The organism is Undibacterium paludis (assembly GCF_022568815.1).
In the GTDB taxonomy this organism is placed as follows: domain Bacteria; phylum Pseudomonadota; class Gammaproteobacteria; order Burkholderiales; family Burkholderiaceae_D; genus Undibacterium.
This window is the reverse complement of the sequence record NZ_JAKZHX010000012.1, coordinates 212,092-237,672: the sequence shown is the minus strand read 5'-3', so window position 1 is coordinate 237,672 and position 25,581 is coordinate 212,092. Positions and strand designations below refer to the sequence as shown.

The 25,581-nt window shown below is 51.3% G+C and carries 29 protein-coding genes; 3 read left to right on the top strand and 26 right to left on the bottom strand.

What is annotated here, in order from left to right; translation table 11 throughout:
- Positions 1–58 precede the first annotated feature (58 nt).
- From LZ463_RS21040 to LZ463_RS21015, 6 genes are all read right to left on the bottom strand, one after another.
- A complete protein-coding gene (locus LZ463_RS21040; RefSeq protein WP_241458123.1) occupies positions 59–643 on the bottom strand; it encodes a hypothetical protein in 585 nt (194 codons plus the stop codon).
- A 22-nt stretch (positions 644–665) separates the two neighbouring features.
- A complete protein-coding gene (locus LZ463_RS21035) occupies positions 666–1,202 on the bottom strand; it encodes a DUF4231 domain-containing protein (RefSeq protein WP_241458121.1) in 537 nt (178 codons plus the stop codon).
- A 121-nt stretch (positions 1,203–1,323) separates the two neighbouring features.
- The gene (locus LZ463_RS21030) at positions 1,324–1,665 is read right to left on the bottom strand and encodes an antibiotic biosynthesis monooxygenase family protein (RefSeq protein WP_241458119.1); all 342 of its coding nucleotides are present in this window, start codon (positions 1,663–1,665) and stop codon (positions 1,324–1,326) included.
- A 104-nt stretch (positions 1,666–1,769) separates the two neighbouring features.
- On the bottom strand, positions 1,770–2,105 hold the full coding sequence (locus LZ463_RS21025) for a YkvA family protein (protein ID WP_241458117.1): 336 nt from the start codon (positions 2,103–2,105) through the stop codon (positions 1,770–1,772).
- A 21-nt stretch (positions 2,106–2,126) separates the two neighbouring features.
- Positions 2,127–2,762: a LysE family translocator gene (locus tag LZ463_RS21020; RefSeq protein WP_241458115.1), complete on the bottom strand. Its 636-nt coding sequence runs from the start codon at positions 2,760–2,762 to the stop codon at positions 2,127–2,129.
- Between the two features lie 121 nt (positions 2,763–2,883).
- Positions 2,884–3,750 (bottom strand): L,D-transpeptidase, encoded by an 867-nt coding sequence (locus LZ463_RS21015; RefSeq protein ID WP_241458113.1) that lies wholly within the window; start codon positions 3,748–3,750, stop codon positions 2,884–2,886.
- A gap of 244 nt (positions 3,751–3,994) precedes the next feature.
- Here LZ463_RS21015 and LZ463_RS21010 point away from each other — a divergent pair, with 244 nt between their 5' ends.
- Positions 3,995–4,474 carry a carboxypeptidase-like regulatory domain-containing protein gene (locus tag LZ463_RS21010; RefSeq protein WP_241458112.1) on the top strand — a complete coding sequence of 160 codons (480 nt, stop codon included), beginning with the start codon at positions 3,995–3,997 and terminating at the stop codon, positions 4,472–4,474.
- A gap of 18 nt (positions 4,475–4,492) precedes the next feature.
- On the opposite strand, the gene LZ463_RS21005 is transcribed toward LZ463_RS21010, so the two are convergent.
- The 6 genes from LZ463_RS21005 to LZ463_RS20980 form a co-directional block, all read right to left on the bottom strand.
- Positions 4,493–4,945, bottom strand: a complete 453-nt coding sequence (locus LZ463_RS21005) for a GNAT family N-acetyltransferase (RefSeq protein WP_241458110.1) — start codon at positions 4,943–4,945, stop codon at positions 4,493–4,495.
- 262 nt (positions 4,946–5,207) lie between these two features.
- On the bottom strand, positions 5,208–5,744 hold the full coding sequence (locus LZ463_RS21000; RefSeq protein ID WP_241458109.1) for a gamma carbonic anhydrase family protein: 537 nt from the start codon (positions 5,742–5,744) through the stop codon (positions 5,208–5,210).
- A 158-nt stretch (positions 5,745–5,902) separates the two neighbouring features.
- Positions 5,903–7,933 (bottom strand): primosomal protein N', encoded by a 2,031-nt coding sequence (locus tag LZ463_RS20995; protein WP_241458107.1) that lies wholly within the window; start codon positions 7,931–7,933, stop codon positions 5,903–5,905.
- Between the two features lie 554 nt (positions 7,934–8,487).
- On the bottom strand, positions 8,488–9,570 hold the full coding sequence (gene hemE, locus LZ463_RS20990; protein ID WP_241458105.1) for a uroporphyrinogen decarboxylase: 1,083 nt from the start codon (positions 9,568–9,570) through the stop codon (positions 8,488–8,490).
- 352 nt (positions 9,571–9,922) lie between these two features.
- Positions 9,923–10,681: an SGNH/GDSL hydrolase family protein gene (locus LZ463_RS20985; protein WP_241458103.1), complete on the bottom strand. Its 759-nt coding sequence runs from the start codon at positions 10,679–10,681 to the stop codon at positions 9,923–9,925.
- Positions 10,678–11,502, bottom strand: a complete 825-nt coding sequence (locus LZ463_RS20980) for a PPK2 family polyphosphate kinase (protein WP_241458101.1) — start codon at positions 11,500–11,502, stop codon at positions 10,678–10,680. The genes LZ463_RS20985 and LZ463_RS20980 overlap by 4 nt, the downstream gene beginning before the upstream one ends.
- Before the next feature lie 158 nt (positions 11,503–11,660).
- Here LZ463_RS20980 and LZ463_RS20975 point away from each other — a divergent pair, with 158 nt between their 5' ends.
- Positions 11,661–12,104: a hypothetical protein gene (locus tag LZ463_RS20975; RefSeq protein WP_241458099.1), complete on the top strand. Its 444-nt coding sequence runs from the start codon at positions 11,661–11,663 to the stop codon at positions 12,102–12,104.
- 82 nt (positions 12,105–12,186) lie between these two features.
- Here the strand turns inward: LZ463_RS20975 and LZ463_RS20970 are convergent, their stop codons facing one another.
- Positions 12,187–12,606: a CoA-binding protein gene (locus LZ463_RS20970; RefSeq protein ID WP_241458097.1), complete on the bottom strand. Its 420-nt coding sequence runs from the start codon at positions 12,604–12,606 to the stop codon at positions 12,187–12,189.
- Positions 12,607–12,908: 302 nt separating this feature from the next.
- On the opposite strand from LZ463_RS20970, the gene LZ463_RS20965 reads away from it, so the two are divergent.
- Complete coding sequence (locus LZ463_RS20965) at positions 12,909–15,089, top strand: TonB-dependent receptor plug domain-containing protein (protein WP_241458095.1); 2,181 nt, start codon at positions 12,909–12,911, stop codon at positions 15,087–15,089.
- A 225-nt stretch (positions 15,090–15,314) separates the two neighbouring features.
- Here LZ463_RS20965 and LZ463_RS20960 read toward each other — a convergent pair whose 3' ends face one another.
- The 13 genes from LZ463_RS20960 to rsmG all read right to left on the bottom strand — a co-directional run bounded on the left by LZ463_RS20960 (position 15,315) and on the right by rsmG (position 25,519).
- On the bottom strand, positions 15,315–15,737 hold the full coding sequence (locus tag LZ463_RS20960; RefSeq protein ID WP_241458093.1) for a F0F1 ATP synthase subunit epsilon: 423 nt from the start codon (positions 15,735–15,737) through the stop codon (positions 15,315–15,317).
- 72 nt (positions 15,738–15,809) lie between these two features.
- On the bottom strand, positions 15,810–17,213 hold the full coding sequence (atpD, locus tag LZ463_RS20955) for a F0F1 ATP synthase subunit beta (RefSeq protein ID WP_241458091.1): 1,404 nt from the start codon (positions 17,211–17,213) through the stop codon (positions 15,810–15,812).
- Between the two features lie 30 nt (positions 17,214–17,243).
- Positions 17,244–18,113: a F0F1 ATP synthase subunit gamma gene (atpG, locus tag LZ463_RS20950; protein ID WP_241458089.1), complete on the bottom strand. Its 870-nt coding sequence runs from the start codon at positions 18,111–18,113 to the stop codon at positions 17,244–17,246.
- Positions 18,114–18,142: 29 nt separating this feature from the next.
- Positions 18,143–19,684, bottom strand: coding sequence for a F0F1 ATP synthase subunit alpha (gene atpA, locus LZ463_RS20945; protein WP_241458087.1), 1,542 nt, complete (start codon positions 19,682–19,684; stop codon positions 18,143–18,145).
- A gap of 26 nt (positions 19,685–19,710) precedes the next feature.
- Positions 19,711–20,244 (bottom strand): F0F1 ATP synthase subunit delta, encoded by a 534-nt coding sequence (locus LZ463_RS20940; protein WP_241458084.1) that lies wholly within the window; start codon positions 20,242–20,244, stop codon positions 19,711–19,713.
- Between the two features lie 2 nt (positions 20,245–20,246).
- A complete protein-coding gene (locus LZ463_RS20935; RefSeq protein WP_241458082.1) occupies positions 20,247–20,717 on the bottom strand; it encodes a F0F1 ATP synthase subunit B in 471 nt (156 codons plus the stop codon).
- A 65-nt stretch (positions 20,718–20,782) separates the two neighbouring features.
- The gene (atpE, locus tag LZ463_RS20930; protein WP_110254369.1) at positions 20,783–21,025 is read right to left on the bottom strand and encodes a F0F1 ATP synthase subunit C; all 243 of its coding nucleotides are present in this window, start codon (positions 21,023–21,025) and stop codon (positions 20,783–20,785) included.
- Positions 21,026–21,112: 87 nt separating this feature from the next.
- Positions 21,113–21,943, bottom strand: coding sequence for a F0F1 ATP synthase subunit A (atpB, locus tag LZ463_RS20925; protein ID WP_241458081.1), 831 nt, complete (start codon positions 21,941–21,943; stop codon positions 21,113–21,115).
- A gap of 2 nt (positions 21,944–21,945) precedes the next feature.
- A complete protein-coding gene (locus LZ463_RS20920) occupies positions 21,946–22,284 on the bottom strand; it encodes an ATP synthase subunit I (RefSeq protein WP_241458079.1) in 339 nt (112 codons plus the stop codon).
- A gap of 256 nt (positions 22,285–22,540) precedes the next feature.
- Positions 22,541–23,095 carry an RBBP9/YdeN family alpha/beta hydrolase gene (locus LZ463_RS20915; RefSeq protein WP_241458077.1) on the bottom strand — a complete coding sequence of 185 codons (555 nt, stop codon included), beginning with the start codon at positions 23,093–23,095 and terminating at the stop codon, positions 22,541–22,543.
- Between the two features lie 84 nt (positions 23,096–23,179).
- On the bottom strand, positions 23,180–24,073 hold the full coding sequence (locus LZ463_RS20910; RefSeq protein ID WP_241458074.1) for a ParB/RepB/Spo0J family partition protein: 894 nt from the start codon (positions 24,071–24,073) through the stop codon (positions 23,180–23,182).
- Between the two features lie 2 nt (positions 24,074–24,075).
- Positions 24,076–24,852: a ParA family protein gene (locus LZ463_RS20905; protein WP_241458071.1), complete on the bottom strand. Its 777-nt coding sequence runs from the start codon at positions 24,850–24,852 to the stop codon at positions 24,076–24,078.
- 16 nt (positions 24,853–24,868) lie between these two features.
- The gene (gene rsmG / locus LZ463_RS20900) at positions 24,869–25,519 is read right to left on the bottom strand and encodes a 16S rRNA (guanine(527)-N(7))-methyltransferase RsmG (RefSeq protein ID WP_241458069.1); all 651 of its coding nucleotides are present in this window, start codon (positions 25,517–25,519) and stop codon (positions 24,869–24,871) included.
- Positions 25,520–25,581: the final 62 nt, after the last annotated feature.

Sequence of the window (25,581 nt, the reverse complement as noted above, 5' to 3'; positions counted from 1 at the left end):
TAGTTTCTAATATAGCACGGACCAGGCCTGCATCAGGTCAAACCCCGGTCCGCCTCCCCTACTTGAACACGCAATATCCGGCAATCAGCCATTTGCCGTTGAGTCTGACAAACCTGAACTCGGTTTCCCACTGGTAATCGGATACCACGATCATGCTGGCCTGGTCCCCATCAATCTTGATCGTCTTTGGCTTCATCTTGCCGATAAAGTCTTTGGTATATTCATATTCCTGGGCGCAGAAGAAGATATCCATGTCTTCCGTATCCATCAACGGGCCGCGTCCATCCCTGGCAATCTGGGCAAATTCCGCATCGCTGTAGGCGGCGAACTGTTGCCGGTATTTGTCATAGTAGCTGTTCACCAGCGCCGGGAAACCGGGGGTGAAATGGCCAGAAGCAATGAATTTGCCGGTGAACGCCTTGAGATGACGGGTATCGAGCACAAACTTCTTGCTCTTGGGGATATCCCTGATCACTGGCTGCAATTGATCGACCTGCTTGCCATTTTTCAGCACCCAGCTATAGAAGCCATTCACTCTTTCCATCAGGGCTGCCTCGTCAGCATTTTCTGTGCTTGCTGCAAAAGATGATGAGGCAGCACAAAGGCCCGCTGCCAGCAAACTACTACGCCAGAGTTTGTTCATGGATAGACTCCCTGCCTTGCCTTCAGGCCTGCTCACGATGATCGCCGGTATAAAAGACATTTTTCTGGATTTTTTCAAATACGTCTACAGGTACGTGGGGTGCTTCTTCGACCAGGCGATCAAGCTCCTCGCGCATGGCAGTCACATAATGATGGTCTTCAGTCTCAGCATGCTCGGCATAGATGACTTCAAGTTTTCTGCGTATGGTGCCAAAACGGGCGGCTGTCGACCTGTGTTTTTCTGCCCGCTCAGAATACTTGAAGAAGGTTTGCAGACTGGACATGACGGCAGCCAGCACACTGAGCAGACCGACAATGATCTTGGCTTCGGGCGCTATGGTGCTGGCTGTCAGCGAGGCAAAGACAGAAGTGCCGATGATAGTGGTGATCAGGATGACAGGCACGCCAAGCCAGCGTTCGCGTGTCGCCAGCTGGTTGGCCATTTCATAATGGGCCATCTGCGATTCGCGGGCACGACGCAACCAGGCCAGCACCAGTTCACGTTCATTCTGCGGTGGCTGGTAGAGCAGGGGTTTGATGCTGACAGGATTGGTGACCATGTCTGTCCGTAGTAGTTGGGAGTAAAGCCCTGCCGGTATTTATCCACAGGCACGCCATACCGTGAGGTTGTCACATGATAATTTCGACAATCATATCGCCCATCTGCCGTCTTTCATAGTATCAGGCGTGGTGCATATGTTGCAGCCGGTCTGTGCATGGATGTTCCAGCTTGCCATCACCATAGCTGCGCATGACCTGGGCCACGACAACCTGGTAACCGTCAAGCCATTGCGCCTGGGCCGCCTTGGCTTGCTGGTGGACGGGGTTGCTGATCAGTGACTGCAAGGCTTCCAGGCTGTCCCAGTAATAAACATTGGAGATCTGGCCAGTTGCGGTATTTTCCCAGGTCTCTTCACCGAGATAGCCGGGGATGGATTTGGCCAGTACGGCAATTTTATCGTCGAGCTGGTAAAAAGCCTCGTCGTATTGTTTTTTCCTGAAGGTGAAAGTGGACGTGTACATGGCCGCACAAAATGAATTGAATGAGGCACAGATGATACATAAATTCCAGGGGAGCTAAATTATTTTCTTGATCATTATCTGCATGGCAGGCATCCAGAACTGTTTCAGGCCCTGCTCCTGCCAAACCAGGTTTGCAGTTTTTGCTCGGCGGCCTGCTTCACTTCATCATTGATATAGAAACTGACTGTGGCAATTGCTGCCGCCAGTACGCCAAGATCATCGGTATAACCTATCACTGGCAGTACATCAGGTATCGCATCGAGCGGGAAAATAAAATAGGCGAGCGCCCCGAACATGACTGACCTGGCCCAGGCCGGTGTGTCCTGCCTTTGTGCGGCATAGTAAAGGTAGAGTGCTTTGGTGATGAGCTGGCGACCGGCTGCCAGGGCGACCAGTTTCAATTTGTCCAGCATCGTGATTTCATCCTGTGCAAGCCTCATTGCCGGCCCTTCCGCAAAAGCTTAATCGGTATGCGCCCGTTTGACTGTTGCCAGCAAGGCGGCAGCGCCGACAAAAATACCGCCGCTTACCTGGTTGAACATTCTTGCCTTACCCCTGGATCGCAGCCATGGCCCCAGACGTGCAGCAAACACGGCATATAACATCAGCACGCTGAATTCAAAAAAGACAAAGGTCGAACCCAGCACCAGGAATTGCGGCAATTTTGCCGCAGCCGGGTTGATGAACTGCGGGAAAAATGCCGTAAAGAACAGCAGAGCCTTGGGGTTGCTGGCGCCGACCAGCATGCCTTTGACATACAGACGCAGGCGGGTGCCGCGCATGTCCGTCTCTGTCGGCAGGACAAAGTCCGTACTTTTCGAACGCAGGCTGCTGATGCCCAGATACAGCAGATAAGCGACGCCAAGATATTTGATGACAGTGAATACCAGTGCCGAAGTCGCCAGTATCGCCCCCAGGCCGATGGCAGAGCAACTCATGATGGCGATCAGAGAAGTGATATTGCCCAGTGCCGGGAACATGGTCATGCGTGAACCGAAGTTGATGCTGTTGGTAATGCACATCAGCACAGCGGGGCCAGGCGTAATGGTCAGAACCAGGACGGCAAATACGTATAACAGCCATGTGTTGACAGACATGAACACTCCCTCATAGGACTTATAAAAACCAGCGTAATGAAAACCCGGACGGACTCATGTTAAATCATTTCTGGCCTGCTTACCTGTCTGTATGTCTGCGCTTACCGGGCATGTCTGTATATTACTGACGCTTGACCGCCTGCCGGACAGCGGCAATGGTCCAGTCCGGTTTCAGGTCACGGGCACTGTCGACCACGACCAGGTATTTGCCGGCCCAGCGATTGTCTTCGCGGTTTTTATCGAGCACCCAGAATTTGCGTCCTTCTGCCACGGCTGCATTGTAGTCCGCATCAAGCAGGGCATAGCGGTCCAACAGCTGGTTCAGGGTTGCCGGTATGCGTACGCAACCCTTGGACTGCACCGTCCCCAGGCGGCTTTCCAATACATGGGGGTCAGTAGCGTGCACCTGAAAACGCATGGGGGCGATCTGTTTGTCACCCCAGCCTTTTTTTGCCGGCTGCCAGCCAAAATCGAAGACGCGCCGGCCTTTCTCACCATAGCCGCGCACGCCCTTACTGTTTTTTGTGCCTTCGGCGCGGTAATCGAGATTAGCGACGGTATGGGCAAAAACGCCGGTCGGTGTTTCAAAATGCTCAAAACCGGTACCGCGCCCTGTCGATACCGGCGAAGCCCCCATGAACTGGGCCACGCCTTCGGCATCTATCCAGAACAGTATGCCCACCTGTACCTTGGGGTTGCGGTCCACCAGCATGATGAACTGGGATGCCAGATTGCTCACCCCGGCCCCGTTCAAGGCTCCTGCCATCATGTCCGTGTAGGCCTGCAATTCTTCTTCAGGCGGATTGACTTGCTGTATCACCGTCTTTTCATAAATCGCCCTGAGATCCTGCGCCGACTCTATCGCCTGCACTGCTGGTGACAGCAGCATTGCCGTCATCAGCAGAGCCGTCGGCAGGATTGACTGTAGATTCTGCCGGAAAATCCGGCTGGCCATCATGGTTTTTATGGTTGTGGACTGGGGCTTCATGATATCTTGACCAAAATTACAATTATTATATTTATTGAAAGCGCACTCGGCGATTCCCTGACTGGTATTGCCTGTATTCAATATGCCGCAAACCCCTGGCTTCAGACAAGGTTTTCATGCATGCCTGGCACGGTTTGTTGCAGCATTGATGCATCATTGATGTAAGTCAGGTTATCGACTCGCTGCTCCCTTATATTCTTCATATTAGTCAGAAAATTTTGCACAAGAAAGGGTGGGATGTCAGATGAAAATTTCTTTGGCAATCAAGGCTTTTTTGCTGGCGCTGGGTATCAGTTTTGCCAGCACACAGCCAGTGCAGGCAGCCGGCACCAGCTGTAGCAGCCAGGGCATAGCCTGCGTATCAGGCGGCATAGGCGGCTCGGAACGTGAAGAGTTACAACAGCAGGCCAAATCCTACAGTTTGTGGGTCAATACGGTGGCAAACAAGTCAGGTGCCTATCTGGCCGATATCAGGGTCACCGTGCGCAATGCCAAAAACCATGAAACAGTATTGACCGCCACTATGGATGGTCCCTGGTTGTTCATCGCCCTGCCGGCTGGCAGCTATGAGGTGGAAGCAAAATACCATGACCAGGTCAAGAACAGTGACCAGGTCGTCAAGAAGATCACGGACATCAAGGCAGGTGACCACCGTCAGATGCTCATGTATTTCGATGCGTCAAACGTGGGCAGATTTGATTACGAAACCAGCAGCAAGCCTTAACTGCTTGCTATCAGTGGCCTATTGCGCATCGAGATAAATCGTTGGCTTGTAGACTTCCATGAAGGACCCTGGTTTGCTCAGAGGTGTGAAGCCATACTTTTCATACAGGCCATGCGCGGTAGATGTGGCAAGGGTAAAGCGACGCAGCTTGCGGACAACGGGGTGGGCCATGACTTCATCCATCAGCAGGCGGGAAATACCGTGGCCGCGCATGTCAGGCACGACAAACACATCGACCAGGTTGCCAAAGGTTGCCATGTCGGTAATGATGCGGCAAAAACCGACCATCCTGTCTTGCTGAAAGGCGCTAAAGCATAAGGAATGTCGCAGGGATTCTTCGACCAGTTCGCGTGAGATGCCATTGGCCCAGCCGCTTTCCTTGCTCAGGAATTGATGGACGACATCGACATCGATCTTGTCGTGGTCAGTGCTGATCCAGTATTCGCCATGCCTTGCTGTATTGTCATTCATGCTGCCAAACCTTTCTTGTTTGGACTTGCGCAAAACCGCCCCATCTGTGTTGCAGCGCCTTGCTGGGACAATTTTTTGCAAGTCCTACTTGTGCAGGAAACTCCGTATTGTGTCTGAAAAAACCGGAACACCATCATAGAGCTTGGCATCAGGGAAAAGCCATGAACAATTTCTTGTTGTGGTCCTTGATATGTACTGCCGGTTTTACCAGTCCAATTCGCGCAAATCAATGTGGATAGCTGGATCTTGAAAACAGATGCGGCTATTGATCACTACCCTGGTAATTGTTCTTGATACGCACATAGTGCTCGGCAGAATATCTCAAATGGCTGATCTCTTCTGCACTCAGTGCGCGCACTTTGACCGCTGGCCGTCCCAGGTACAAATGGCCGCTTTCCAGCACCTTACCCGGCGGCACCAGGCTACCAGCGCCGACCATCACCCGGGATTCGACAATCACGTCATCCATGATGATGCTGCCCATGCCGATCAGGCATTCGTCACGTATTTCACAGCCATGCAAAATGACCGCATGGGCGATGGTCACATAATTGCCGATGATCAGGGGTGAACCATCGGGTTTTGCGGCATTTTTATGCGAGACATGGCACATTGCCAGATCCTGGATATTGCTGCTGTGGCCTATGCGTATATGGTTCACATCACCGCGCAGGACAGCATTGCACCAGACCGAACTGTCCGCGCCCAATTGGACGTCACCGATGATCTGGGCACTTGGATGGACATACGCACCCGGCGATATGTGAGGAAAGTTATTCAGGTAAGGGCTCAGTGGCATGGCGCAATCTTGGTATGCATTGATTGATCGGAATCGCCGATTTTAACTGATTGCCATCATCATCCCATATTGTGGTTATTCACAAGCCGCGCATATGCAAAGTGTGAGATGCGTTTGCCCATCAATGATCTGCATGTGGGTCGGATGTGGAAAAGTACTCAGATATCCACAGGGTCGATTTCGACTGACCATCTTACCCGGCTTTTCATGGAGCGTAAATCAGCGATCCAGGCTTTGACGAAGGCTTGCAGCGCCGGACGCGAAACCGACTCCACCAGTAATTGCGCCCTGTCCACATTGGCCACCCGCGTCATGGTCATGGGGATGGGGTCATTGATCATGATGCCCTGGTGTTCAGTGCAAACTGCTGCCTGTTTCAGGAAGGCGATTGCGGTTTCCAGTTCCCTGGCTTCTGCCCGCAACAAGGCCTGATACATGAAGGGCGGCATATGTGCCTGCTGGCGCTCAGCCAGCAAGTCCTTGGCAAAGTCCGGGTAGTTGTGCGCCATCAGCGCATGATAAAGAGGATGATCGGGGTAGCGGGTCTGCACCAGCACTTCGGAAGCATTTCCCCCCTCTGCTTGCGCAGCCCGTCCGGCCCGGCCAGCTACCTGCATCAGCTGGGCAAACAGGCGTTCGCTGGCGCGATAGTCTTGTGAAAACAGGGCTGCGTCAGGATTGAGGGCAGCCACCAGGGTCAGGTTCTTAAAATCATGCCCTTTGGCAACCATCTGTGTACCGATCAGGATGTCGACTTCACCGGCATGTACACGTTCAAAGGCGGCAGCGGCGCTGCCCTTCAGCCTGGTCGAGTCGGCATCGATGCGAAATACCCTGGCCGCCGGGAAGAAAGCGGCCAGACTTTCTTCCAGCCGCTGGGTACCGCGCCCCAACGGTTGCAAATCGATATTGCCGCAGGTCGGGCAGGCGCGCGGTATGCGTTGCTCCAACCCGCAATGATGACAACGCAAGCGATGATCACCTTTATGCAGGACCAGATGCGCAGTGCAACGGCTGCAATCACTGATCCAGCCACAGGCATCACAAGCCAGCACGGGCGCATAACCCCGCCGGTTCAGGAAGAGTAGTGATTGCTCACCTTTCTCCAGACGCAGATTTATCGCGTTAATCAGTCTTTGCGTCAAACCTTCACTGGGTTTTTCTTTTTCCAGGTTGATGATCTTGATGATGGGCAAGACTGCATTCTGGACGGCACGCTCGCGCAGCTCCAGCAAGTTATACCGTCTGGTCTGGGCACGTTGCCAGCTTTCCAGCGAAGGCGTCGCGGACCCCAGCAAAACCGGGATGGCAAGCTGGTGGGCACGCCAGACTGCCAGGTCGCGCGCCGAATAACGCAGGCCTTCCTGTTGCTTGTAGGAAGGGTCATGCTCTTCATCGATAATCAGCAGTTTCAGGTTCGGCAGCGAAGCCAGCATCGCCAGTCTGGTACCAAGTACAATACGCGCACGACCGGTATGTGCTGCTAGCCAATGTAGCAAGCGCTCACCTTCAGCCATGCCGCTATGCAGTGTGGATAACATCAGGCCAGGGAAACGGGCCCGTATATGCGACTCCAGCTGCGGGGTCAGATTGATTTCCGGCACCAGTATCAACACCTGAGCGTCGGGTAACTGTGCCAGTATGCGGGCTGTACTTTGCAAGTACACCTCGGTTTTGCCGCTGCCGGTCACCCCGAATAGCAAGTGTGGAGCAAAGCCCCGGGCCTGCACCACGGCATCAACAGCAGCTTGTTGCTCGGGGTTAAGCCGGGGTTCGGGACCGGGCCTGACATCATCCTGCACCGGCAACTTGGCCAGCTTTTTGATGGCACGCTGCAAAGAGATCGTCTTGATCGCCTTCAGGTTTTTGGGCAAGGCTGGCAGGGCCACTTCCCCCAGCGGTCGTTGATAATACTCAGCAGCGAAACGGCATAGTTCCAGCCACTGGCTGCTAAGGGCGGGCAACTCATGCCTGACAGCCAGCACGTCGCGTAATTTGGCCGGAGGCACATCTGTCTCGGCCATCACTTCCAGGATCAGACCGACGACTTCCTGACGACCAAATGGCAGGGCCACCAGTTGCCCGGCTTGTGGCAGCAGCCCTCCTTCATCGTCTGCTGCAGACCAGCAATAATCAAAGCTCGTGTCAAGTGGCGTATCGAGCACAACGCGTAAATAGACTTGTTTCACGATCTAGGTGTAACCCTGAAAACTAGCGCTAAGTATTGATTTCATAAGGCTTTTTTACATATCCACAGTTTCTGTGGATAACTTTGTGGAGAAAGGTCTCTTGACATCGGTTTTCGCTAGCGTTTACGGGGGTTTACGCAAAATACCCTATCCATAAGCAAAGATTTAAATCGTTTAAAATCAATGACTTATAAAAAATGCCTGGGAACAAAAAAATTTTTACAAATTATTTTTTTATCGCCCCGATTTTGTGCATAAGTGACAGAAAATGTGCATATAAATGCAAAAATTCAATGCATCTGTTTTATTGGTTTTCCACAGTATTCCGGCTGGAAAAGCACACCAATGCTATGTTTTGCACAGCAACATGAAGCAAGGGCGTGCCTGTCGGGCTCTTGCTGTTTTATCAGCGAATGATTCAGCAATCTTTTTGCACTGAAGGCATGAGCAATCAAGCTGACAGCCGCACCATACGGGAGAAAAACCGTATAAATTAAATATACTTGTGTTGCGTCAGCCAGCTTATTCAACTATCAGTGCAATTTCAATGCACCTCAGCCACGTTGCTTGCGGCTGTATTCATGCACGGTTTCTACCAGCACACTGACTGATTCCACCGGTGTGAACTGGGAGATTCCGTGACCAAGGTTAAATACATGGCCATGACCGGCTGCCGGCTTGCCATAGGCATCCAGAGCGGCGATCACCTGCTGACGGATTTGTTCAGGTTCGGCAAACAGTACAGCGGGGTCAAGATTGCCTTGCAGCGCGACTTTGTCACCGACCCTGGCGCGTGCCTGGCCAAGATTGACGGTCCAGTCCAGGCCGACGGCATCCGCGCCGATGTCAGCGATCTGCTCCAGCCACAAACCACCACCTTTGGTGAAGACGATGGCTGGAATACGCTGGCCATCCTTCTCTTTTTGCAACTGACCAACGATGTCGCGCATATAAGACAGGGAGAATTGCTGGTACTCGGCATCCGCCAGCGCCCCGCCCCAGCTGTCGAAAATCATCACGGCCTGGGCGCCTGCGTCGATTTGTGCATTCAGGTAAGCAGCGACAGCATCGGCATTGACGCGCAGGATATGGTGCATCAGGTCCGGGCGCTTGTACATCATGCTCTTGACGGTATGGAAGTCGCGTGAGCCCTGGCCTTCCACCATATAGCAGGCCAGCGTCCAGGGACTGCCGGAAAAACCGATCAGTGGCACGCGGCCATCAAGAGCCGTGCGGATTTGCGTTACGGCATCAAACACATATTGCAGGCTGCCAGCTTCTGGCACTTTCAATGCCATGACGTCTTTTTCATCTTTGAGCGGCCGCTCGAATTTGGGACCTTCGCCCTCTTCAAAATACAGGCCCAGGCCCATGGCGTCAGGCACGGTCAGAATGTCAGAAAACAGGATGGCAGCATCCAGGCCATAGCGATCTATCGGTTGCAAAGTCACTTCAGTGGCAAAATCGGGATTTTTTGCCAGGCTCAAAAAAGAACCCGCCCCCTTGCGGGTGGCGCGGTATTCCGGCAGATAACGGCCTGCCTGGCGCATCAGCCATAATGGGGTGTAATCGGTTTCCTGACGCAGCAAGGCTTTCAGGAAGGTATCGTTTTTGAGTGGAGCAAAATTCAGGGACATAAGAGCTTTCGGTAATGCTGCGCCTTTTTATTCCAGGATGATGGGAGCGCATGCTGTCAATTTCTGTATAAGTGACATTATCGCCTATGCGGCCCGTATCGGCACCTGATCTGCAATAAGAAGCGTGATGAAGTGCCACTATTTCTGGCAAATTTTTCCAGGAATAAACTGTGGATAACTTTGTGGATAGAAATGACAAAATGCCGGTTTACTGATTATTTTTAAATTCGGTTAACAGGAAAGCTACATAAGTCATTGATTTTATTGATAGTGATCCGTAATTTCTAATAATTATCGAATTTTGTGGATAAATAGCAGGCAGGCTTAATTGTGCATAAGTAGCAAACTACAATTATTTTTCTTGACGATTTTCAAGAAATACTTGCGATAATTGGCGTGCCCAGATTGTGTTGCCAAGTGCTGACGGATGGTAGCCATCTTCGGCCATCAGGCGCTTATCTTTAAAATCCATTTGCATAGTCAAATGCAAGACTTCTGGCTTATTGCTAGCAAAATGACAAACCACCTGATCCAGAACCCGCGCTTTCACCCCCAGGACCGTACGCAGAGGCCATGGCAAGGCCGGGAAATATTGCATGGGAGGAACTCCAGAAACAATAATGCGCATTTGTGACTTTTGTGACTTCTGCAAGATATCAACAAGCCCGGCCAATTCTTGCCGGTAACGGTGTGGCAAGCAAAAACTGCTGGTGTCATTGACACCAAAGGCAAGCAACACCACATCCCAGTCTTGCCCGGTAGCCAGATCGGGTAAAGCTTTCTGCAAGTTGGCTTGTGCATCTGCCAACTTTGCTCCATTTTGTCCGACCGCCACCCATTCGACATTGCGCTTCAGACTGTCAGACAGACACTGGGCCAATTGCGCCGTGATTGCCTGTTGATAAGTATGGACCCCTACTCCGGCCACCGGCGACTCACCTATGCCAAGCAGGCGCAACCTGCGATCACTGTCCCATGCTCCCGCCTGACCATAGGGCAAACCACTGGCTTCCGGCAAACGCGGCGTGACTGCGCGGGTGCGACGCCCCTGCCAGACCAGCAAGGGATACAACGGCAGGGCCAGCAATTCAGGCAGATAAGTTGAGATCATTCAACCTTGATCTTGCTGTATTCGGGATTGCCAGGCGGATAGTTCAGTTTCATGCTGACCAGTTTTTCCTGGACGATACTGGCAATGGCCAGGTTCCTATGGGTCTTGGAATCTGCCGGGATGATATACCAGGGTGCGTGGTCACAGTCCGTCGCCAGAATCGCTCTTTCATACGCCTTTTGATAATCCGCCCAGTACTTTCTTTCGGCCAGGTCTTGCGGGTCGAATTTCCAGTGCTTATCGGGGTCAGCCAGGCGCTCTTCCAGCCGAGCTTTTTGCTCATCCCTGGAAATGTGCAGGAAAAACTTCAGAATGACTGTACCGGTCTGACTGAGCATGCGCTCGAAATCATTGATCTGTGCATAACGTCGCTCGCATTCAGCCTGGTCTATCCAGTTATGTACCCTGGTGATCAGGACATCCTCATAATGGCTGCGGTTGAAAATGACGACCTCACCATTGCCTGGCACTTCTTTGTGGACACGCCAGAGGTAATCGTGGTTCTTCTCTTCAGTACTCGGGGCCTTGAAGGCAACCGTACGGGCCCCCAAAGGATTGATTTGTCCGAATACACCTTTGACCGTACCATCCTTGCCTGAGGTATCCATACCCTGCAGGATGACAAGCAACTTGTACTGACGACCTGCATACAGGAGGTTTTGCAGATCAGAAATTTCTTCAGCCAGCTTCAAGGTGGTCAGCTTGTCGGCTGCCTTGTCCCCATTCTTTTCAGTAGCTGCCGTGCCCAGCAATTTTTTACTGGCGTCGGCGTCCCTGACCTGAAAGCCTTTACCTACACGAAACAAGTCTGCAACTGTCATTCAAGTCCCCATTCATTGTTGTTGGCTCACAAAGGAAAGTTCTCCTGGATCAGAGAAATTATTTTGATGATAATATGAAAGCTCCACAATCTGCATGCAAACCAAATCCAGCCATACTGTTTATCCCTTAAGTATGCTTGAAATTCATTGCCCATAAGATGCGAAAGAAGACTTATTATCTGGCATCCTTGTTATTGCCCGTCATCCTGAGCTTGCTCACTTTCACATTCGCGCAATTTGGAACGCTGCGCGAACTGTCGCGCTTTCTGGTCGGGGCGATGATCATTGGCGGCATACCTTATTTGCTGGTGCTGCTGATGTCCGGCATTGTTTTTTTTCGACTGGACGAAGACAAGTTCGTTTTCTATTGCCATTTTTCACCATTCGTCATGGCGCTGACGTTTGGTACTTGTGCTGCGGTCATGATGATCATCAACAACAGAAGCATGGATATCGCTGACCTGTTCAATGTATTTATTATCGGCGGCTTATACAGCCTGCTGCTTGGTTATGCCTACGTACTGCTGGCGGCTATCATATACAAACTGCTCAAGTCATTAAAGCTGATATATACAGAGCCGCACCGGGCTTTTTACGAATGACCATTGATGCTTGAGTCCATGATGAAATCACGCCTGCGAAATACTTAAGTGCAAGGGCCAGCGATCGACATCATCTGCAATATCAACGCTGGTAAAGGTGCTCTATCTTGATGCATTTATCCATGACGACTTTGATACCCGCTGATTCTGCCCTGGCAGCAGCAATTTCATTGACGATGCCCAATTGCATCCACAGGTAAGGCGCCGCTATCTGTATCGCCTCTTCCACGATGGGTGGAATGTCCGCCGCGTTGCGGAAGCAATCAACGATATCGATACGGTGTTCTTCTGCGGCGGTGATGAGGTCGGCATAACAATACTCACCCAGTATGATATTCCCTGCCTCACGCGGATTGACAGGGATGATGCGATAACCATGTGCCTGCATATAGGCAGCCACGCCATGACTGGGGCGCGAAGTTTTTGAGGACAGGCCGACGACGGCAATGATTTTACTTTTATTCAATATGCTGGCGATCAAGTCAGTTTGATTTGTAGCCATATTATCCTGCTTTCACTTTTTGAGATTATCCGCGAGTCTGTCATCTATCGCGTGTTTGTTATTGACACTCATATTGGGTAATTGCTAATGTCCTGTTTTGCTAATAGGACTTAAGCAAAATTGTCCCAGCAAGACGTCAGCGACGAAGACAGTACTTTAGTACCGAATTTGCTAAATGCGGGAGCTGCAACGCAGCTGGGGCGGTTTCGCGTAAGTCCTAGCTAATTTACAATAGTTTTGATTATGACAGGCAGATCAAAATCAACATCAAGTCTCTGCCCCAACACTATGAGTATACAGTTTTGACCAGGTCAACTCTTGTCTGTGGCCTGACTCTGGCTTTGCTGACACCTGGCACAAAGGCAGGTGAAGCACCGCTGGAACAAACCATACCGCAACAAGTCGTCGTGACTGGTGGGCAAACTGATATGAATGCCAGACGAGACTCTACCGCGGGCAAAATGACAATAAGCCGCAAGCGCATAGAAGAAAGTGGCGTCGAGAAGGTCGGTGATTTGCTGGCGCGCGAACCAGGGCTGCCCAGCACTTTGGGCGCACTTCGCGACCCTGCCTATACGCAATTTTTGATCGATGGTTTGCCCCCCGCCAAAAATCAGAATCCCGCAGACCTTGATTTGCAACTTGTCGATAAAATTGAAATCATCAAGACCACAGTCGCTGAATTTGGCCCCTATGGTATTGCTGGCACCATCAATATCATCACCCGCAAAATCATACCCGAGCAGAAAAAGATAGACCTAAGGGCTGCTTACAATAGCAGTGCAGGTCAATCAGGTGTCAGTATTTCTTCGTCTTTGAGCCGTGGAAAAGATGAAGATATTCTAAGCATGAATATGCAAATGTCTTCCTCCTACAAAACCATGGAGAGTAATAGCAGTCTGAGCCAGACTTCTGTCTCCTCGCTGCCTGGCATGACACAGCAACTGCAAGGACAGCTTGCGACAAGCAACCGCTTTGCAACTCTGGGTGTATCAGGAAATATTATCTGGCGCCCCGGCCAGCGTTACCAGATCGTCTTTTCGCCAGCTATTAATGCCAGCACCAGCACTTGGGAAAATGCAGATATTCGCACATGGGATAATGGCAGCAGCCTGGAGATGAATGAAGTTTTTCATGGAAATACCGAAACACTGAGCCTGCCGCTGAGCTGGACTTTTCGTCTTGATGAACAAAGTCAGCTAACACTACTAGGGCAAGCAAACCGTCACCGTGGCCGCAACGAAACAGTCAGGAATGAATACCGCAGCGGCCCTGGAATCAGCCTGCGCCGTAGTGCTGCAGATAGCTCAGGCAATGCAGATACATTCAAGCTTGACTATAAAACCGTGCTGGCCGATGTCCATGAAATCAAGGCCGGCATGCATCTGACACGCAGTAGTGATAGCTCTGATGAAAAGCACTGGCTTAACGGCAATCGTGACATTGGTCTTGATGAATTCAATGCGCCTTATAGTCTGGTCGAAACCAAAACCCGCTGGTTTTTGCAAGATGACTGGCGCCCTGGTGATAGTCTGTTCTTGAATATGGGTGTATCCGGGGAACAGACAGAACTGGATCTGCAAGAGCAGAATTATCACACCCGTGCGCTCTACCGTGTGCTGTCGCCATCCATGCATGTACAAAAAAAACTGAATGCAGATGGTGATCAAAGAGTGCGCTTTAGTCTGGCACGCTCGTTTAATGCACCACACTCCGGCGATTTGATGCAACGCCCTGTCATTAATACTTTGGCTCCTTGCATGGCAAATCGTGTGTGTATTGCAAATGGCATAGAAACGGCGGACAGTTCTGGCAATCCTGATTTACAGCCTGAGCGCGCCTTGAGCATCAATCTCACTTACGAATATGATCTGGCTGCGAATAGCCTGCTATCCATAGGGCTGTACACACGGGATATCGATAAAAAGCGTGGCTCGGAAATACGACTCGACAATGTGGCCTGGTCAAATCAGGCACGCTATGTGAGTCGTCCGGTGAATTTTGGGGATGCCAGTGTGCATGGCATCGACATGGAATTGCAGCTGGCTTTGCGTGACCTGAATGCACGGGCACCAGATGCCAGCGTGCGTGCAGGCTTTGGGCTGGCCGATTCCAGGGTAAATATGCGTTCAGGGCTGGACATGCTGACTGACAAGCAAACACCATGGAATGCCAAACTGGGTGCGAGCTACACCGCCAAAGCCTGGCCTTTAAAACTGGATATTGATGCCAACTGGATGCCTGGTAACTGGGTACGTGTGAATGCACAACAGCGCATTTTCTCCCCCCGGGAATTTAGCCTGAATGCGGGTGCCATCTGGAAATTCACTCCTGAAACCAGGCTGACGATCAATGTGGCAAACGTCCTGGCAGACAGCAGAGTCAGCGTGACGGAATATGCCAGCATCGATGGCATAGTGCGGCAGCAAAACCTCAACAAATCCCACACCCTTTTGAGTGTGCGCTTGAATTTCAAACTTTAAACCTAAAACACTGCATGGACAAATTGCAGAACAAGCGTATACCCTCAAGGCAATATCAGTGAGTGTGATCAAATGTCGCTGTACATCTCGCATCTGCGATGGCGATGGCACAGCTTGAGCACTTTACTGATGATGGGACAAGCGCAAAAAACTAAAGGCAGCCTTGGCTGCCTTTAGTTTTCATACGTGCTTACTTGATACGCAGCGGAGTGAACCGCTCACGCATTAACGCTTTTGACGCAATTTTTGTATCGCTGCCAGTTGGGCGATCGCGGATGCCAGTTCTGCCTGTGCTTGCGCATAGTCAATCTTGGAATCACGATTGACCAAAGCTTGTTCTGCCAGTTTCTTGGCTTCGTTGGCTTTGGCTTCGTCCAGATCGTGGCCGCGAATCGCTGTATCAGCCAAAACAGTCACTGCATTGGGTTGCACTTCAAGCAGACCGCCGGCAACGAAAACAAATTCGTCTTCAGCCTGGCCTGTAACCTTGATGCGCACCGCACCCGGCTTGATGCGGGTAATCAGTGGTGTATGTTTAGGATAGATACCCAATTCACCAGCCTCACCCGGCAACGCGACGAATTCGGCTTCACCGGAGAAGATCAGCTCTTCTGCGGAAACCACGTCAACGTGAATAGTGTGTGCCATGTTGGACCCTTATTATTCGCTCAAAAAAGCTATGGTGCAGTTAATCTGTCAACTGCACCGCCCTGTTTGCAATTAAGCAGCCAGTTTTTTCGCTTTTTCGATTGCTTCGTCGATAGTACCAACCATGTAGAACGCTTGTTCTGGCAGGTGATCGAGTTCGCCGGAAGCGATCATTTTGAAACCACGGATCGTTTCTTTCAGCGAAACGTATTTACCTGGGGAACCGGTAAACACTTCAGCAACGTGGAAAGGCTGAGACAGGAAACGCTGCATCTTACGTGCACGTGCCACCAGCAGTTTGTCTTCAGGAGCCAATTCGTCCATACCCAGAATCGCGATAATGTCACGCAATTCTTTGTAGCGCTGCAAAGTACCTTGAACAGCACGGGCTGTTTCATAGTGTTCTGCACCGACCACTTGTGGGTCGAGCTGACGGGATGTGGAATCCAGTGGATCAACCGCAGGGTAGATACCCAGGGAAGCGATGTCACGGGACAGAACAACGGTGGAATCCAAGTGAGCAAACGTAGTTGCTGGAGATGGATCGGTCAAGTCATCCGCTGGAACATACACGGCCTGAATGGACGTAATGGAACCAGTTTTGGTGGAAGTAATACGCTCTTGCAGACGGCCCATTTCTTCAGCCAGTGTAGGTTGATAACCCACGGCGGAAGGCATACGACCCAGCAAAGCGGATACTTCAGTACCAGCCAGTGTGTAACGGTAGATGTTATCCACGAAGAACAGAACGTCTTTGCCTTCGTCACGGAAACCTTCAGCGATCGTCAGACCTGTCAGAGCAACGCGCAGACGGTTGCCTGGTGGTTCATTCATCTGACCGTACACCATCGCTACTTTGGAGTTTTCTGGATTTTCCAGATCAACCACTTTAGCGTCAGCCATTTCGTGGTAGAAGTCGTTACCCTCACGAGTACGTTCACCCACACCGGCAAACACGGACAAACCGCTGTGTGCCTTGGCGATGTTGTTGATCAGTTCCATCATGTTAACGGTCTTGCCCACACCCGCACCACCGAACAGACCAACCTTACCACCTTTGGCGAATGGGCAAACCAGATCAATAACCTTGATACCGGTTTCCAGCAATTCCTGGGATGGGGACAGTTCGTCGTAAGCAGGGGCTTTACGGTGGATGGATGCTGTCTGCTCGAGGCTGACAGGACCGCATTCATCGATAGGGTTACCCAGTACGTCCATGATACGGCCCAGCGTTGCTTTGCCGGTTGGTACCATGATGGGGTTGCCAGTGTTGGTGATCGTCATGCCGCGACGCAGACCATCAGAAGTACCCAGAGCAATGGTACGGACGATGCCGTCACCCAATTGCTGCTGCACTTCCAGAGTCAGCTCGGAGCCTTCCATTTTCAAGGCATCGTAAACCTTAGGCATCGCGTCGCGTGGAAATTCAACGTCCACAACAGCGCCGATACACTGAACGATTTTGCCATTAGCCATGTTCGTTCCTTCTTAATATTTAAATTCAGTTTAGACCGCTGCCGCGCCGGCGACGATCTCGGAGAGCTCTTTGGTAATGGCAGCCTGACGGGTTTTGTTATAAACCAGTTTCAACTCACCAATCACGTTACCTGCGTTATCTGTTGCCGCTTTCATCGCCACCATACGGGCCGACTGTTCAGAAGCCATATTTTCCGCAACAGCTTGGAAAATCAACGCTTCTACATAGCGTATCAACAATTCATCAATGACCGTTGCAGCATCTGGCTCGTACAGATAATCCCAGGAATGGGCATTTTTATCTGTCGCCAGTTTGTCCGATGTCAGGGGCAGCAACTGCTCCAGTACCGGCTCTTGCTTCATGGTGTTGATGAACTTGGTATAACTCAGGTAAACCGCGTCCAGCTTGCCTTCCTGATACGCGTCCAGCAGTACTTTGACTGGACCGATCAGCTTGTCGAGGTGAGGAGTGTCGCCCAGTTGTGTCACATGGGAAACCACTTGCGCACCTACGCGATTCAGGAAGCCGAGACCTTTATTACCAATTGCGACCGCTTCTATCTTTGAACCCTTGCCTTCGAGTTCACGCATCTTGCTGGTGACCAGACGCAACACGTTAGTGTTGAGACCGCCGCACAGACCTTTATCTGTCGTAACAACGATCACGCCCACTTTTTTGGACTGATCCTGTTGCACCATGAAAGGATGCGTGTACTCTGGGTTGGCCTGTGACAAGTTAGCAGTGATCGTACGAATCTTTTCACTGTATGGACGAGCCGCACGCATCCGGTCTTGCGCCTTGCGCATTTTGGATGCGGCGACCATTTCCATCGCCTTTGTGATCTTCTTCGTATTTTCTACGCTTTTGATCTTGCCACGTATCTCTTTACCTGCAGCCATGAGTATTGACTCCTTCTAGCTACAGTAAATTAATAGGCACCGGATTTTTTGAAATCAGCAATTGCGGCAGCCATGGCAGCTTCGCCATCTTTGTCCAGTTGCTTGGTTTCTTCGATCTTCTGCAGCAAAGCTGCATGGTTCGTTTTCATGAAGTTGTGCACACCAGCTTCGAATGCCAGCACTTGCTTGACCGGTACATCATCCAGGAAGCCTTTGTTCACGGAGAACAATGTGACGGCCATCAGGGAGATGGACAGTGGAGCATATTGAGCCTGCTTCAACAATTCAGTAACACGAGCACCACGGTCAAGCTGCTTGCGTGTCACTTCGTCGAGGTCGGAAGCGAACTGCGCAAACGCGGCCAGTTCACGGTACTGCGCCAAGTCATTACGGATACCGCCGGACAGGTTTTTGATTACCTTGGTCTGCGCTGCACCACCAACGCGGGACACCGAGATGCCGGCGTTAATCGCAGGACGGATACCAGCATTGAACAGGGATGTTTCCAGGAAGATCTGACCGTCAGTAATCGAAATCACGTTGGTAGGAACGAAAGCGGAAACGTCACCAGCCTGGGTTTCAATGATAGGCAATGCTGTCAAGGAACCAGTTTTACCTTTCACTTCACCTTTGGTGAAGGCTTCAACGTAGTCAGGGTTGACACGCGCTGCACGTTCCAGCAAACGGCTGTGCAAATAGAATACGTCACCTGGGTAAGCTTCGCGGCCTGGTGGGCGACGCAGCAACAGGGATACCTGACGGTAAGCCACGGCTTGCTTGGACAGATCATCATAAATGATCAGCGCATCTTCACCACGGTCACGGAAGTATTCACCCATCGCACAACCGGAGTAGGCGGATACGTATTGCATCGCTGCGGATTCAGACGCAGTTGCTGCAACAACGATGGTGTATTCCATGGCGCCGTGGGCTTCCAGTGCGCGCACGACGTTCTTGATCGACGATGCTTTCTGACCGATAGCAACGTAGATACAAGTCATGTTCTGACCTTTTTGATTGATGATGGCATCAATCGCTACAGCTGTTTTACCAGTCTGACGGTCACCAATGATCAATTCACGCTGGCCACGGCCAACCGGTACCATGGAGTCGATAGACTTCAGGCCAGTTTGCATCGGTTCAGAAACGGATTGACGTGCAATAACGCCAGGCGCGATCTTTTCGATAGGCGCTGTCAGTTTTGCATTGATAGGACCTTTGCCGTCGATAGGCTGACCCAGCGCGTTAACAACACGACCGCGCAGTTCAGGACCGATAGGCACTTCCAGAATACGGCCAGTACATTTGACTGTATCGCCTTCGGAGATGTGTTCGTAGTCGCCCAGGATAACGGCACCAACGGAATCACGTTCCAGGTTCAGCGCCAGACCAAATGTGTTGCCTGGGAATTCCAGCATCTCGCCTTGCATCGCGTCAGACAGACCGTGAATGCGGCAGATACCGTCGGTAACGGAGATAACCGTACCTTGATTGCGAATCTCAGCTGTGTCGCCAAGGCCTTGAATCCGGCTCTTGATCAGCTCGCTGATTTCAGATGGGTTGAGTTGCATACTAACTCCTAATATTTATTACGTTCTTACGCGGTCAGGGCGATGTGCATTTTCTGCAGCTTCGCGCGTACCGACGTGTCGAGCACCTGATCACCAACCACGATGCGCACACCGCCGATCAAAGCAGAATCCACTTTGACAGTCGGGTGCAGTTTGCGGCCAAATTTCTTTTCCAGTACCGCTGCCAGTTCGCTCAACTGTACTGCCGTCATTTCAAAAGCGCTTGTCACTTCAGCATCTGCCGCGCCTTCAAAGGCGTTTTTCAGAGACTGGAACTGGAAAGCGATTTCCGGCAACAAAGTCAGGCGGTCATAGTCAGCAAGTGTATTGATGAAGTTTTTCGCTTCAGCAGTCACTGGAGATTTGAGCGCAGACAAGAAAATCTCAGCTTTTTGATCAGCCGAGACTTTGGGGTTGTGTGCAAGAGCTTGTACATCGGGATGCGCGCCTACCTGCCCCATTTCGGTAACCAGTTCCGACCAGGCGGAGAGGTTACCGGATTGGGCAACACGAAACAGCGCTTCTGCGTAAGGACGAGCGATCGTTGCGAGTTCGGCCATGATTACAGCTCGGTTTTCAGTTGGTTCAACAGATCAGCGTGAGCAGATGCGTTGACTTCACGTTTCAGAATTTGTTCTGCACCCTTGACTGCCAGTGTGGCAACCTGGTCGCGCAATTCTTCGCGTGCTTTAGTCACTTGATTTTCGGCATCAGCTTTTGCCGCAGCGATAATGCGTGCAGCTTCAGCAGCGGCTGTGTTGCGGGCTTCTTCAACGATCTGGGCAGCATGTTTCTCTGCGTTGGCGACACGTTGCTTGCCTTCTTCACCAGCTTTTGCCATTTCAGCCTGTATGCGCTTTTCTGCGGCAACCATTTCTGCTTTGCCTTTGTCAGCTGCAGCCAGACCGTCTGCAATGCGCTTCATGCGCTCATCGATCGCGCTAATTACTGGCGGCCAGATGAATTTTGCAGTAAACAAGGCCAGGATGATAAACACCCCTGCCTGGTACCACATGGATAGATTCAGATTCACTTTAGTTTCCTTATCAAATTAATCGTTCCGCAGGCGCTGGGCCTGCGGTAGAAAAAGGAAAGCTATTAGCCTTTGAATGGGTTAGCAGTTGCGAAGAACATGGCGATACCAACACCGATAATGAACGCAGCATCGATCAGACCAGCCAGCAGCAACATTTTGCCTTGCAGTTTTTCCATCAGTTCTGGTTGACGTGCAGACGCTTCCAGATATTTACCACCCATCATAGCGATACCGATACAAGCACCCAAAGCACCCAAACCGATGATCAAACCACAAGCCAATGCAACGAAAGCGACGTTAGTCATGAGAAAACTCCTAGAAAGTTAAAATTAAAATACCAAAATCAAAAAAACCAAAACCAAAAACTTAAAACCTGAAACTTCAAAACTTGATTAATGCGCTTCGTGAGCCTGACCCATGTATACCAGAGTCAACATCATGAAAATAAAGGCTTGCAGAGGCACGATCAGGATGTGGAAGATGGACCAGGCAGAACCCAGTATCAAGTGACCAATACCACCGAACAAAGAACCAGAAGCACCCAGCAAAGCTGCGATCAACAGGAACAACAATTCACCGGCGAACATGTTACCGAACAACCGCATACCGAGCGAAAAGGTTTTAGCCGCGAATTCAACCACGTTCAACATGAAGTTGAATGGGAACATCATGGGACCAAATGGAGCACTGAACAATTCCTTGATGAAACCGCCCACACCCTTGATCTTGAAACTGTAATACATCATCAGACCAAAAATACCGATGGAAATACCCAGGGTACCGTTCAGGTCAGCAGTAGGAACCACGCGGTGTGGCATTTCAGCATCCAGGCCCAGGGCCGGGAACAGCCATTGCGAGAACAGATCGACTGGCAAGAAGTCCAGCGAGTTCATCAACAGCACCCAGACAAAGACAGACAAAGCCATAGGGGCGATAAAGCTGGTGTTGCCGTGGACTATGCTTTTTGCATTGTTGTCGACCATTTCGATCAGCATTTCAACTGCACACTGGAAACGGCCAGGCACACCGGAAGTAGCTTTGCGAGCGGCCAGATACATGACGACAATTGCCAGCAGGCCACAAAATACCGACCAGATAACGGTATCGATATTGAGGTAAGACATGTCCCACAATGAGGTTTGTGCATGGTGGCCATGGTTGGTCAGATGCCCAAGATGGTGGGCGATATATTCTGATGGTGTGACTTGTTCAACTGAGCTCATGTTCAGCGCCTAAAGAGTAAAATGAAATAGCTTTTCAGTACGACGATGAAGGCGATCAAAAAGGCCGGCCAGTTGACATCGGGGTACCAGAAGACAACCGCTGCCATCAGCGCGACTGTCAATGTAACCTTGAAAAATTCACCGATGAAAAAACTCATCGGATTTGCTCCTCCGGGCCTCCGGGCGCTCATAGTCAGGCGCAACGCGAACAAGGCATTTGGAATTGCACAGGACATTCCCCCAAACAGGGCAGAAAGTCCATAAGAAATATTGCCGAATATTCCAGCCAGCAAAGCCACGACCAGCGCTGCCACCAGTTGCAGCAGTATGATGCGTGCCATGCTTACCTCACTTATCGAGAACTTGCGCAAGACAGCCCGGTTCACTACTGGACGGTGATCCGCCTGGCTGGCGGGGACAATCTTGCGTAAGTCCTAATATTTATCATCAGACCGTTGAATTTGCCTGTATCGCCACGATATATCCGGGCAGCGCAAATCCTCGCCGATCAAAACCACGGAATTATACGTGGTAGTGCGTAATCACGTCAAACGTTTGATGCGGCGCATCAAGATGCAACATTTTGGTGCTTTTTTACTATTGTACTGTTTTCGCCAATAATGCGCTGAGCCAACCCTGACCTTGCTTCCAGCTACCCAGGCCGGATTCACCATTGATATGACCCTTTGCACTGATAATGTGCAAATCTGCCCCCCAGGCTCTTGCCCAATCTTGCGCAATCTGCACATCGCACCAGGGGTCATCATCTGACGCAACCACTGTTACCGGGAAAGGAAACGCCATGCACGGCATGGGGGCAAAGCTGCTCGCCGGAAATTCAGTCCTGCCCACATCAGGCGGCGCCACCAGCAAAGCCGCCCTGACCTTGTTGTTCTTGTCCCCTACCCCGGGCATGCCGCTGGCCACCCACCAGGCAGTCAATGCACAACCAAGACTATGGGCTACCAGTACCACCTCTTCACTGGCCGCATTGATGGCTGCCGACAGGTTGAGCAGCCAGTCGTCTTTTTGCGGTTGATCCCAGTTGTGTTGTTGTACCCGCAAGGCATTTGGCATTTCTGCTTCCCACAGGCTTTGCCAGTGAGCAGGGCCAGAGTTATACAGGCCAGGCAATAAGAGAATTTGCGTCATCTTGATTCTTACGTTTTGGAAAGCAAGCTGCAATACCGATGTCAGGTGCAAACAGATGTCGCACCTGAAGTGCTTGATGATATGTTATTGACCACGAATCTTGAGGATGATGCCGTCGAGACTGTCGAGATCAGCAAAATCAATGAGCATCTGCCCCCTGCCCTTGCTCCCCATCTTCAGGGCAACCTGGGTTGCCAGCAGATCGGACAGTTCTTCTTCCAGACGGGTGATGTCACGCGACTTTTCTGCCTTTTCACGTGGCTTGGCTGTGTTGCCCATTTCTGCCGTGGTCTTGGCTACCAGTTTTTCTGCTTCGCGCACGGACATCCGTTTGGCGACGATCTGGTTGGCCAGCTGTATCTGGGTGGCAGCATCTGTCACCAACAGGGAACGGGCATGGCCCATATCAATGTCACCGGCCATCAGCATGGTCTGCACCGGCTTGGCCAGGTTCAGCAGGCGCAACAGATTCGAGACGGCGCTGCGTGAACGGCCTACGGCATTGGCCGCCTGCTCATGAGTGAAAGAGAAATCCGTGATCAGCCTGTGTATGCCCTGGGCCTCTTCAAGCGGGTTGAGATCTTCACGCTGGATGTTTTCGATCAGGGCCATGGCCGCAGCGGCCTGGTCGTCGACATCCTTGACCAGTACCGGTACTTCTTCCAGACCTGCCATCTGCGATGCGCGGAAGCGGCGTTCGCCGGCAATGATTTCATAACGGGTCACGCCATTATTCTGGCCGACCGGACGTACCAGGATAGGTTGCATCAAACCCTGAGCCTTGATGGAAGCCGCCAGTTCGGCCAGTGCGCCTTCATCCATGCGGGTACGTGGCTGGTATTTGCCGGCCTGCATGTGGGCTACATTCAGGCTGGTAGGTGCACCAGTGACAGTGGGCACGGCTTCTGCAAAATCGGCGGCACCGCCGAGCAAGGCGTCCAGGCCACGGCCCAGACCTTTTTGTTTTTTAATCGACATACTTATTTTTCCAATTGTTTAATTCTTTCCACCATCTCTGCGCCAAAGGCAATATAGGCTTGCGCCCCTTTGGATGCAGGATCGAACACCACGCCGGGGATACCGTAGGATGGTGCCTCTGCCAGGCGGACATTGCGCGGGATCAGGGTCTTGAAGACCTTGTCACCAAAATGCTGTTCAAGCTGGTCAGACACTTGTTGCGACAGTGTCATGCGTGGGTCAAACATGACGCGCAACAGGCCGACGATTTTGAGATCAGGATTCAGGCCAGCCGATACTTTTTTGATCGTATTGGCCAGGTCTGACAAACCTTCGAGCGCATAGTATTCACATTGCATGGGGATAATCACGCCATGCGCTGCACACAGGCCATTCAGTGTCAACAGTGACAAGGCTGGTGGACAATCGACGAGAATGAAATCATAGTCAGCATCCACCTTGGCCAAGGCTTCACGCAGGCGTTTGTCACGATTATCCAGCGAAACCATCTCCACTTCAGCACCGGCCAGCTCACGGTTGGCGGGCAAGACATCGAAACGGCCAGATTCTGAACGTTGTTTTGCTGTTGCCACATCCGACATGCCCAGCAAAACTTCATAGATAGAAGCAGTCAGTTTTGACTTGTTAATACCTGCACCCATGGTGGCATTGCCTTGCGGGTCAAGATCTACCAGCAAGACGCGCTGATCAAGTTTCGCCAGACCTGCGGCGAGATTAACGGTAGTCGTGGTTTTGCCCACACCGCCTTTTTGATTTGCTACACAAAAGATTTTTGCCATAAAGGTTTCCGTGAGATCAGGCCAGGGTTTTCTTGATAAAGACGAGGTGACGTTCTGCCTGCAGGCCGGGTACTGTCAAGGCTTGCAACCTATCCACATGCCAGCCAGCGGGCAGATTATCCATCTCTTGTTGAGATTGCACGCCTTTCATGGCGATGAATTGCCCACCTTCTGCCAGCAAATGCCCAGACCAGTTAACGAAGTTGGCCAACTCAGAAAATGCACGTGAGGTAATGACATCAAAGGCATCTTTGACCTGCAAGGCTTCTACCCTGCCCGTGTGCACGGTGACGTTTTTTAAACCCAGTTCCGTCTTGGCCTGGGTCAAAAATGCCGTCTTCTTGCTGACTGTATCTATCATCGACACTTTTGCCTGTGGATAAGTAATGGCGAGCATCATACCGGGCAAACCACCACCGGCACCCACATCCAGTATATTTTTTGCATCCTTGAATGCTGGTGCCGCAGAAAGCGAATCCAGCAAATGTTGCTTGACCATTTCTCTGGGGTCGCGGATAGCCGTCAGGTTATAAACAGAGTTCCATTTTGACAATAATGCCAAATATGCAATCATATTATCAATTTGATCATTATTTAAATCCAATGCCAATTCCTCGACACCACTCGCCAGCATCGCTCTTAACTGTGCTTGTTCCACGTGAATCATATGGTCAGGCCCTCGATTAGCTTCTTGTTTTTCATTTCAGTTTTATTCTTCGTTTTCATTTC

Bases quoted from the DNA above. Each gene is read 5' to 3' on its own strand.
- LZ463_RS21040 (WP_241458123.1), bottom strand. From the start codon at position 643: ATGAACAAACTCTGGCGTAGTAGTTTGCTGGCAGCGGGCCTTTGTGCT.
- LZ463_RS21035 (WP_241458121.1), bottom strand. From the start codon at position 1,202: ATGGTCACCAATCCTGTCAGCATCAAACCCCTGCTCTACCAGCCACCG.
- LZ463_RS21030 (WP_241458119.1), bottom strand. From the start codon at position 1,665: ATGTACACGTCCACTTTCACCTTCAGGAAAAAACAATACGACGAGGCT.
- LZ463_RS21025 (WP_241458117.1), bottom strand. From the start codon at position 2,105: ATGAGGCTTGCACAGGATGAAATCACGATGCTGGACAAATTGAAACTG.
- LZ463_RS21020 (WP_241458115.1), bottom strand. From the start codon at position 2,762: ATGTCTGTCAACACATGGCTGTTATACGTATTTGCCGTCCTGGTTCTG.
- LZ463_RS21015 (WP_241458113.1), bottom strand. From the start codon at position 3,750: ATGAAGCCCCAGTCCACAACCATAAAAACCATGATGGCCAGCCGGATT.
- LZ463_RS21010 (WP_241458112.1), top strand. From the start codon at position 3,995: ATGAAAATTTCTTTGGCAATCAAGGCTTTTTTGCTGGCGCTGGGTATC.
- LZ463_RS21005 (WP_241458110.1), bottom strand. From the start codon at position 4,945: ATGAATGACAATACAGCAAGGCATGGCGAATACTGGATCAGCACTGAC.
- LZ463_RS21000 (WP_241458109.1), bottom strand. From the start codon at position 5,744: ATGCCACTGAGCCCTTACCTGAATAACTTTCCTCACATATCGCCGGGT.
- hemE (WP_241458105.1), bottom strand. From the start codon at position 9,570: ATGTCCCTGAATTTTGCTCCACTCAAAAACGATACCTTCCTGAAAGCC.
- LZ463_RS20985 (WP_241458103.1), bottom strand. From the start codon at position 10,681: ATGATCTCAACTTATCTGCCTGAATTGCTGGCCCTGCCGTTGTATCCC.
- LZ463_RS20980 (WP_241458101.1), bottom strand. From the start codon at position 11,502: ATGACAGTTGCAGACTTGTTTCGTGTAGGTAAAGGCTTTCAGGTCAGG.
- LZ463_RS20975 (WP_241458099.1), top strand. From the start codon at position 11,661: ATGCGAAAGAAGACTTATTATCTGGCATCCTTGTTATTGCCCGTCATC.
- LZ463_RS20970 (WP_241458097.1), bottom strand. From the start codon at position 12,606: ATGGCTACAAATCAAACTGACTTGATCGCCAGCATATTGAATAAAAGT.
- LZ463_RS20960 (WP_241458093.1), bottom strand. From the start codon at position 15,737: ATGGCACACACTATTCACGTTGACGTGGTTTCCGCAGAAGAGCTGATC.
- atpD (WP_241458091.1), bottom strand. From the start codon at position 17,213: ATGGCTAATGGCAAAATCGTTCAGTGTATCGGCGCTGTTGTGGACGTT.
- atpG (WP_241458089.1), bottom strand. From the start codon at position 18,113: ATGGCTGCAGGTAAAGAGATACGTGGCAAGATCAAAAGCGTAGAAAAT.
- atpA (WP_241458087.1), bottom strand. From the start codon at position 19,684: ATGCAACTCAACCCATCTGAAATCAGCGAGCTGATCAAGAGCCGGATT.
- LZ463_RS20940 (WP_241458084.1), bottom strand. From the start codon at position 20,244: ATGGCCGAACTCGCAACGATCGCTCGTCCTTACGCAGAAGCGCTGTTT.
- atpE (WP_110254369.1), bottom strand. From the start codon at position 21,025: ATGACTAACGTCGCTTTCGTTGCATTGGCTTGTGGTTTGATCATCGGT.
- atpB (WP_241458081.1), bottom strand. From the start codon at position 21,943: ATGAGCTCAGTTGAACAAGTCACACCATCAGAATATATCGCCCACCAT.
- LZ463_RS20920 (WP_241458079.1), bottom strand. From the start codon at position 22,284: ATGGCACGCATCATACTGCTGCAACTGGTGGCAGCGCTGGTCGTGGCT.
- LZ463_RS20915 (WP_241458077.1), bottom strand. From the start codon at position 23,095: ATGACGCAAATTCTCTTATTGCCTGGCCTGTATAACTCTGGCCCTGCT.
- LZ463_RS20910 (WP_241458074.1), bottom strand. From the start codon at position 24,073: ATGTCGATTAAAAAACAAAAAGGTCTGGGCCGTGGCCTGGACGCCTTG.
- LZ463_RS20905 (WP_241458071.1), bottom strand. From the start codon at position 24,852: ATGGCAAAAATCTTTTGTGTAGCAAATCAAAAAGGCGGTGTGGGCAAA.
- rsmG (WP_241458069.1), bottom strand. From the start codon at position 25,519: ATGATTCACGTGGAACAAGCACAGTTAAGAGCGATGCTGGCGAGTGGT.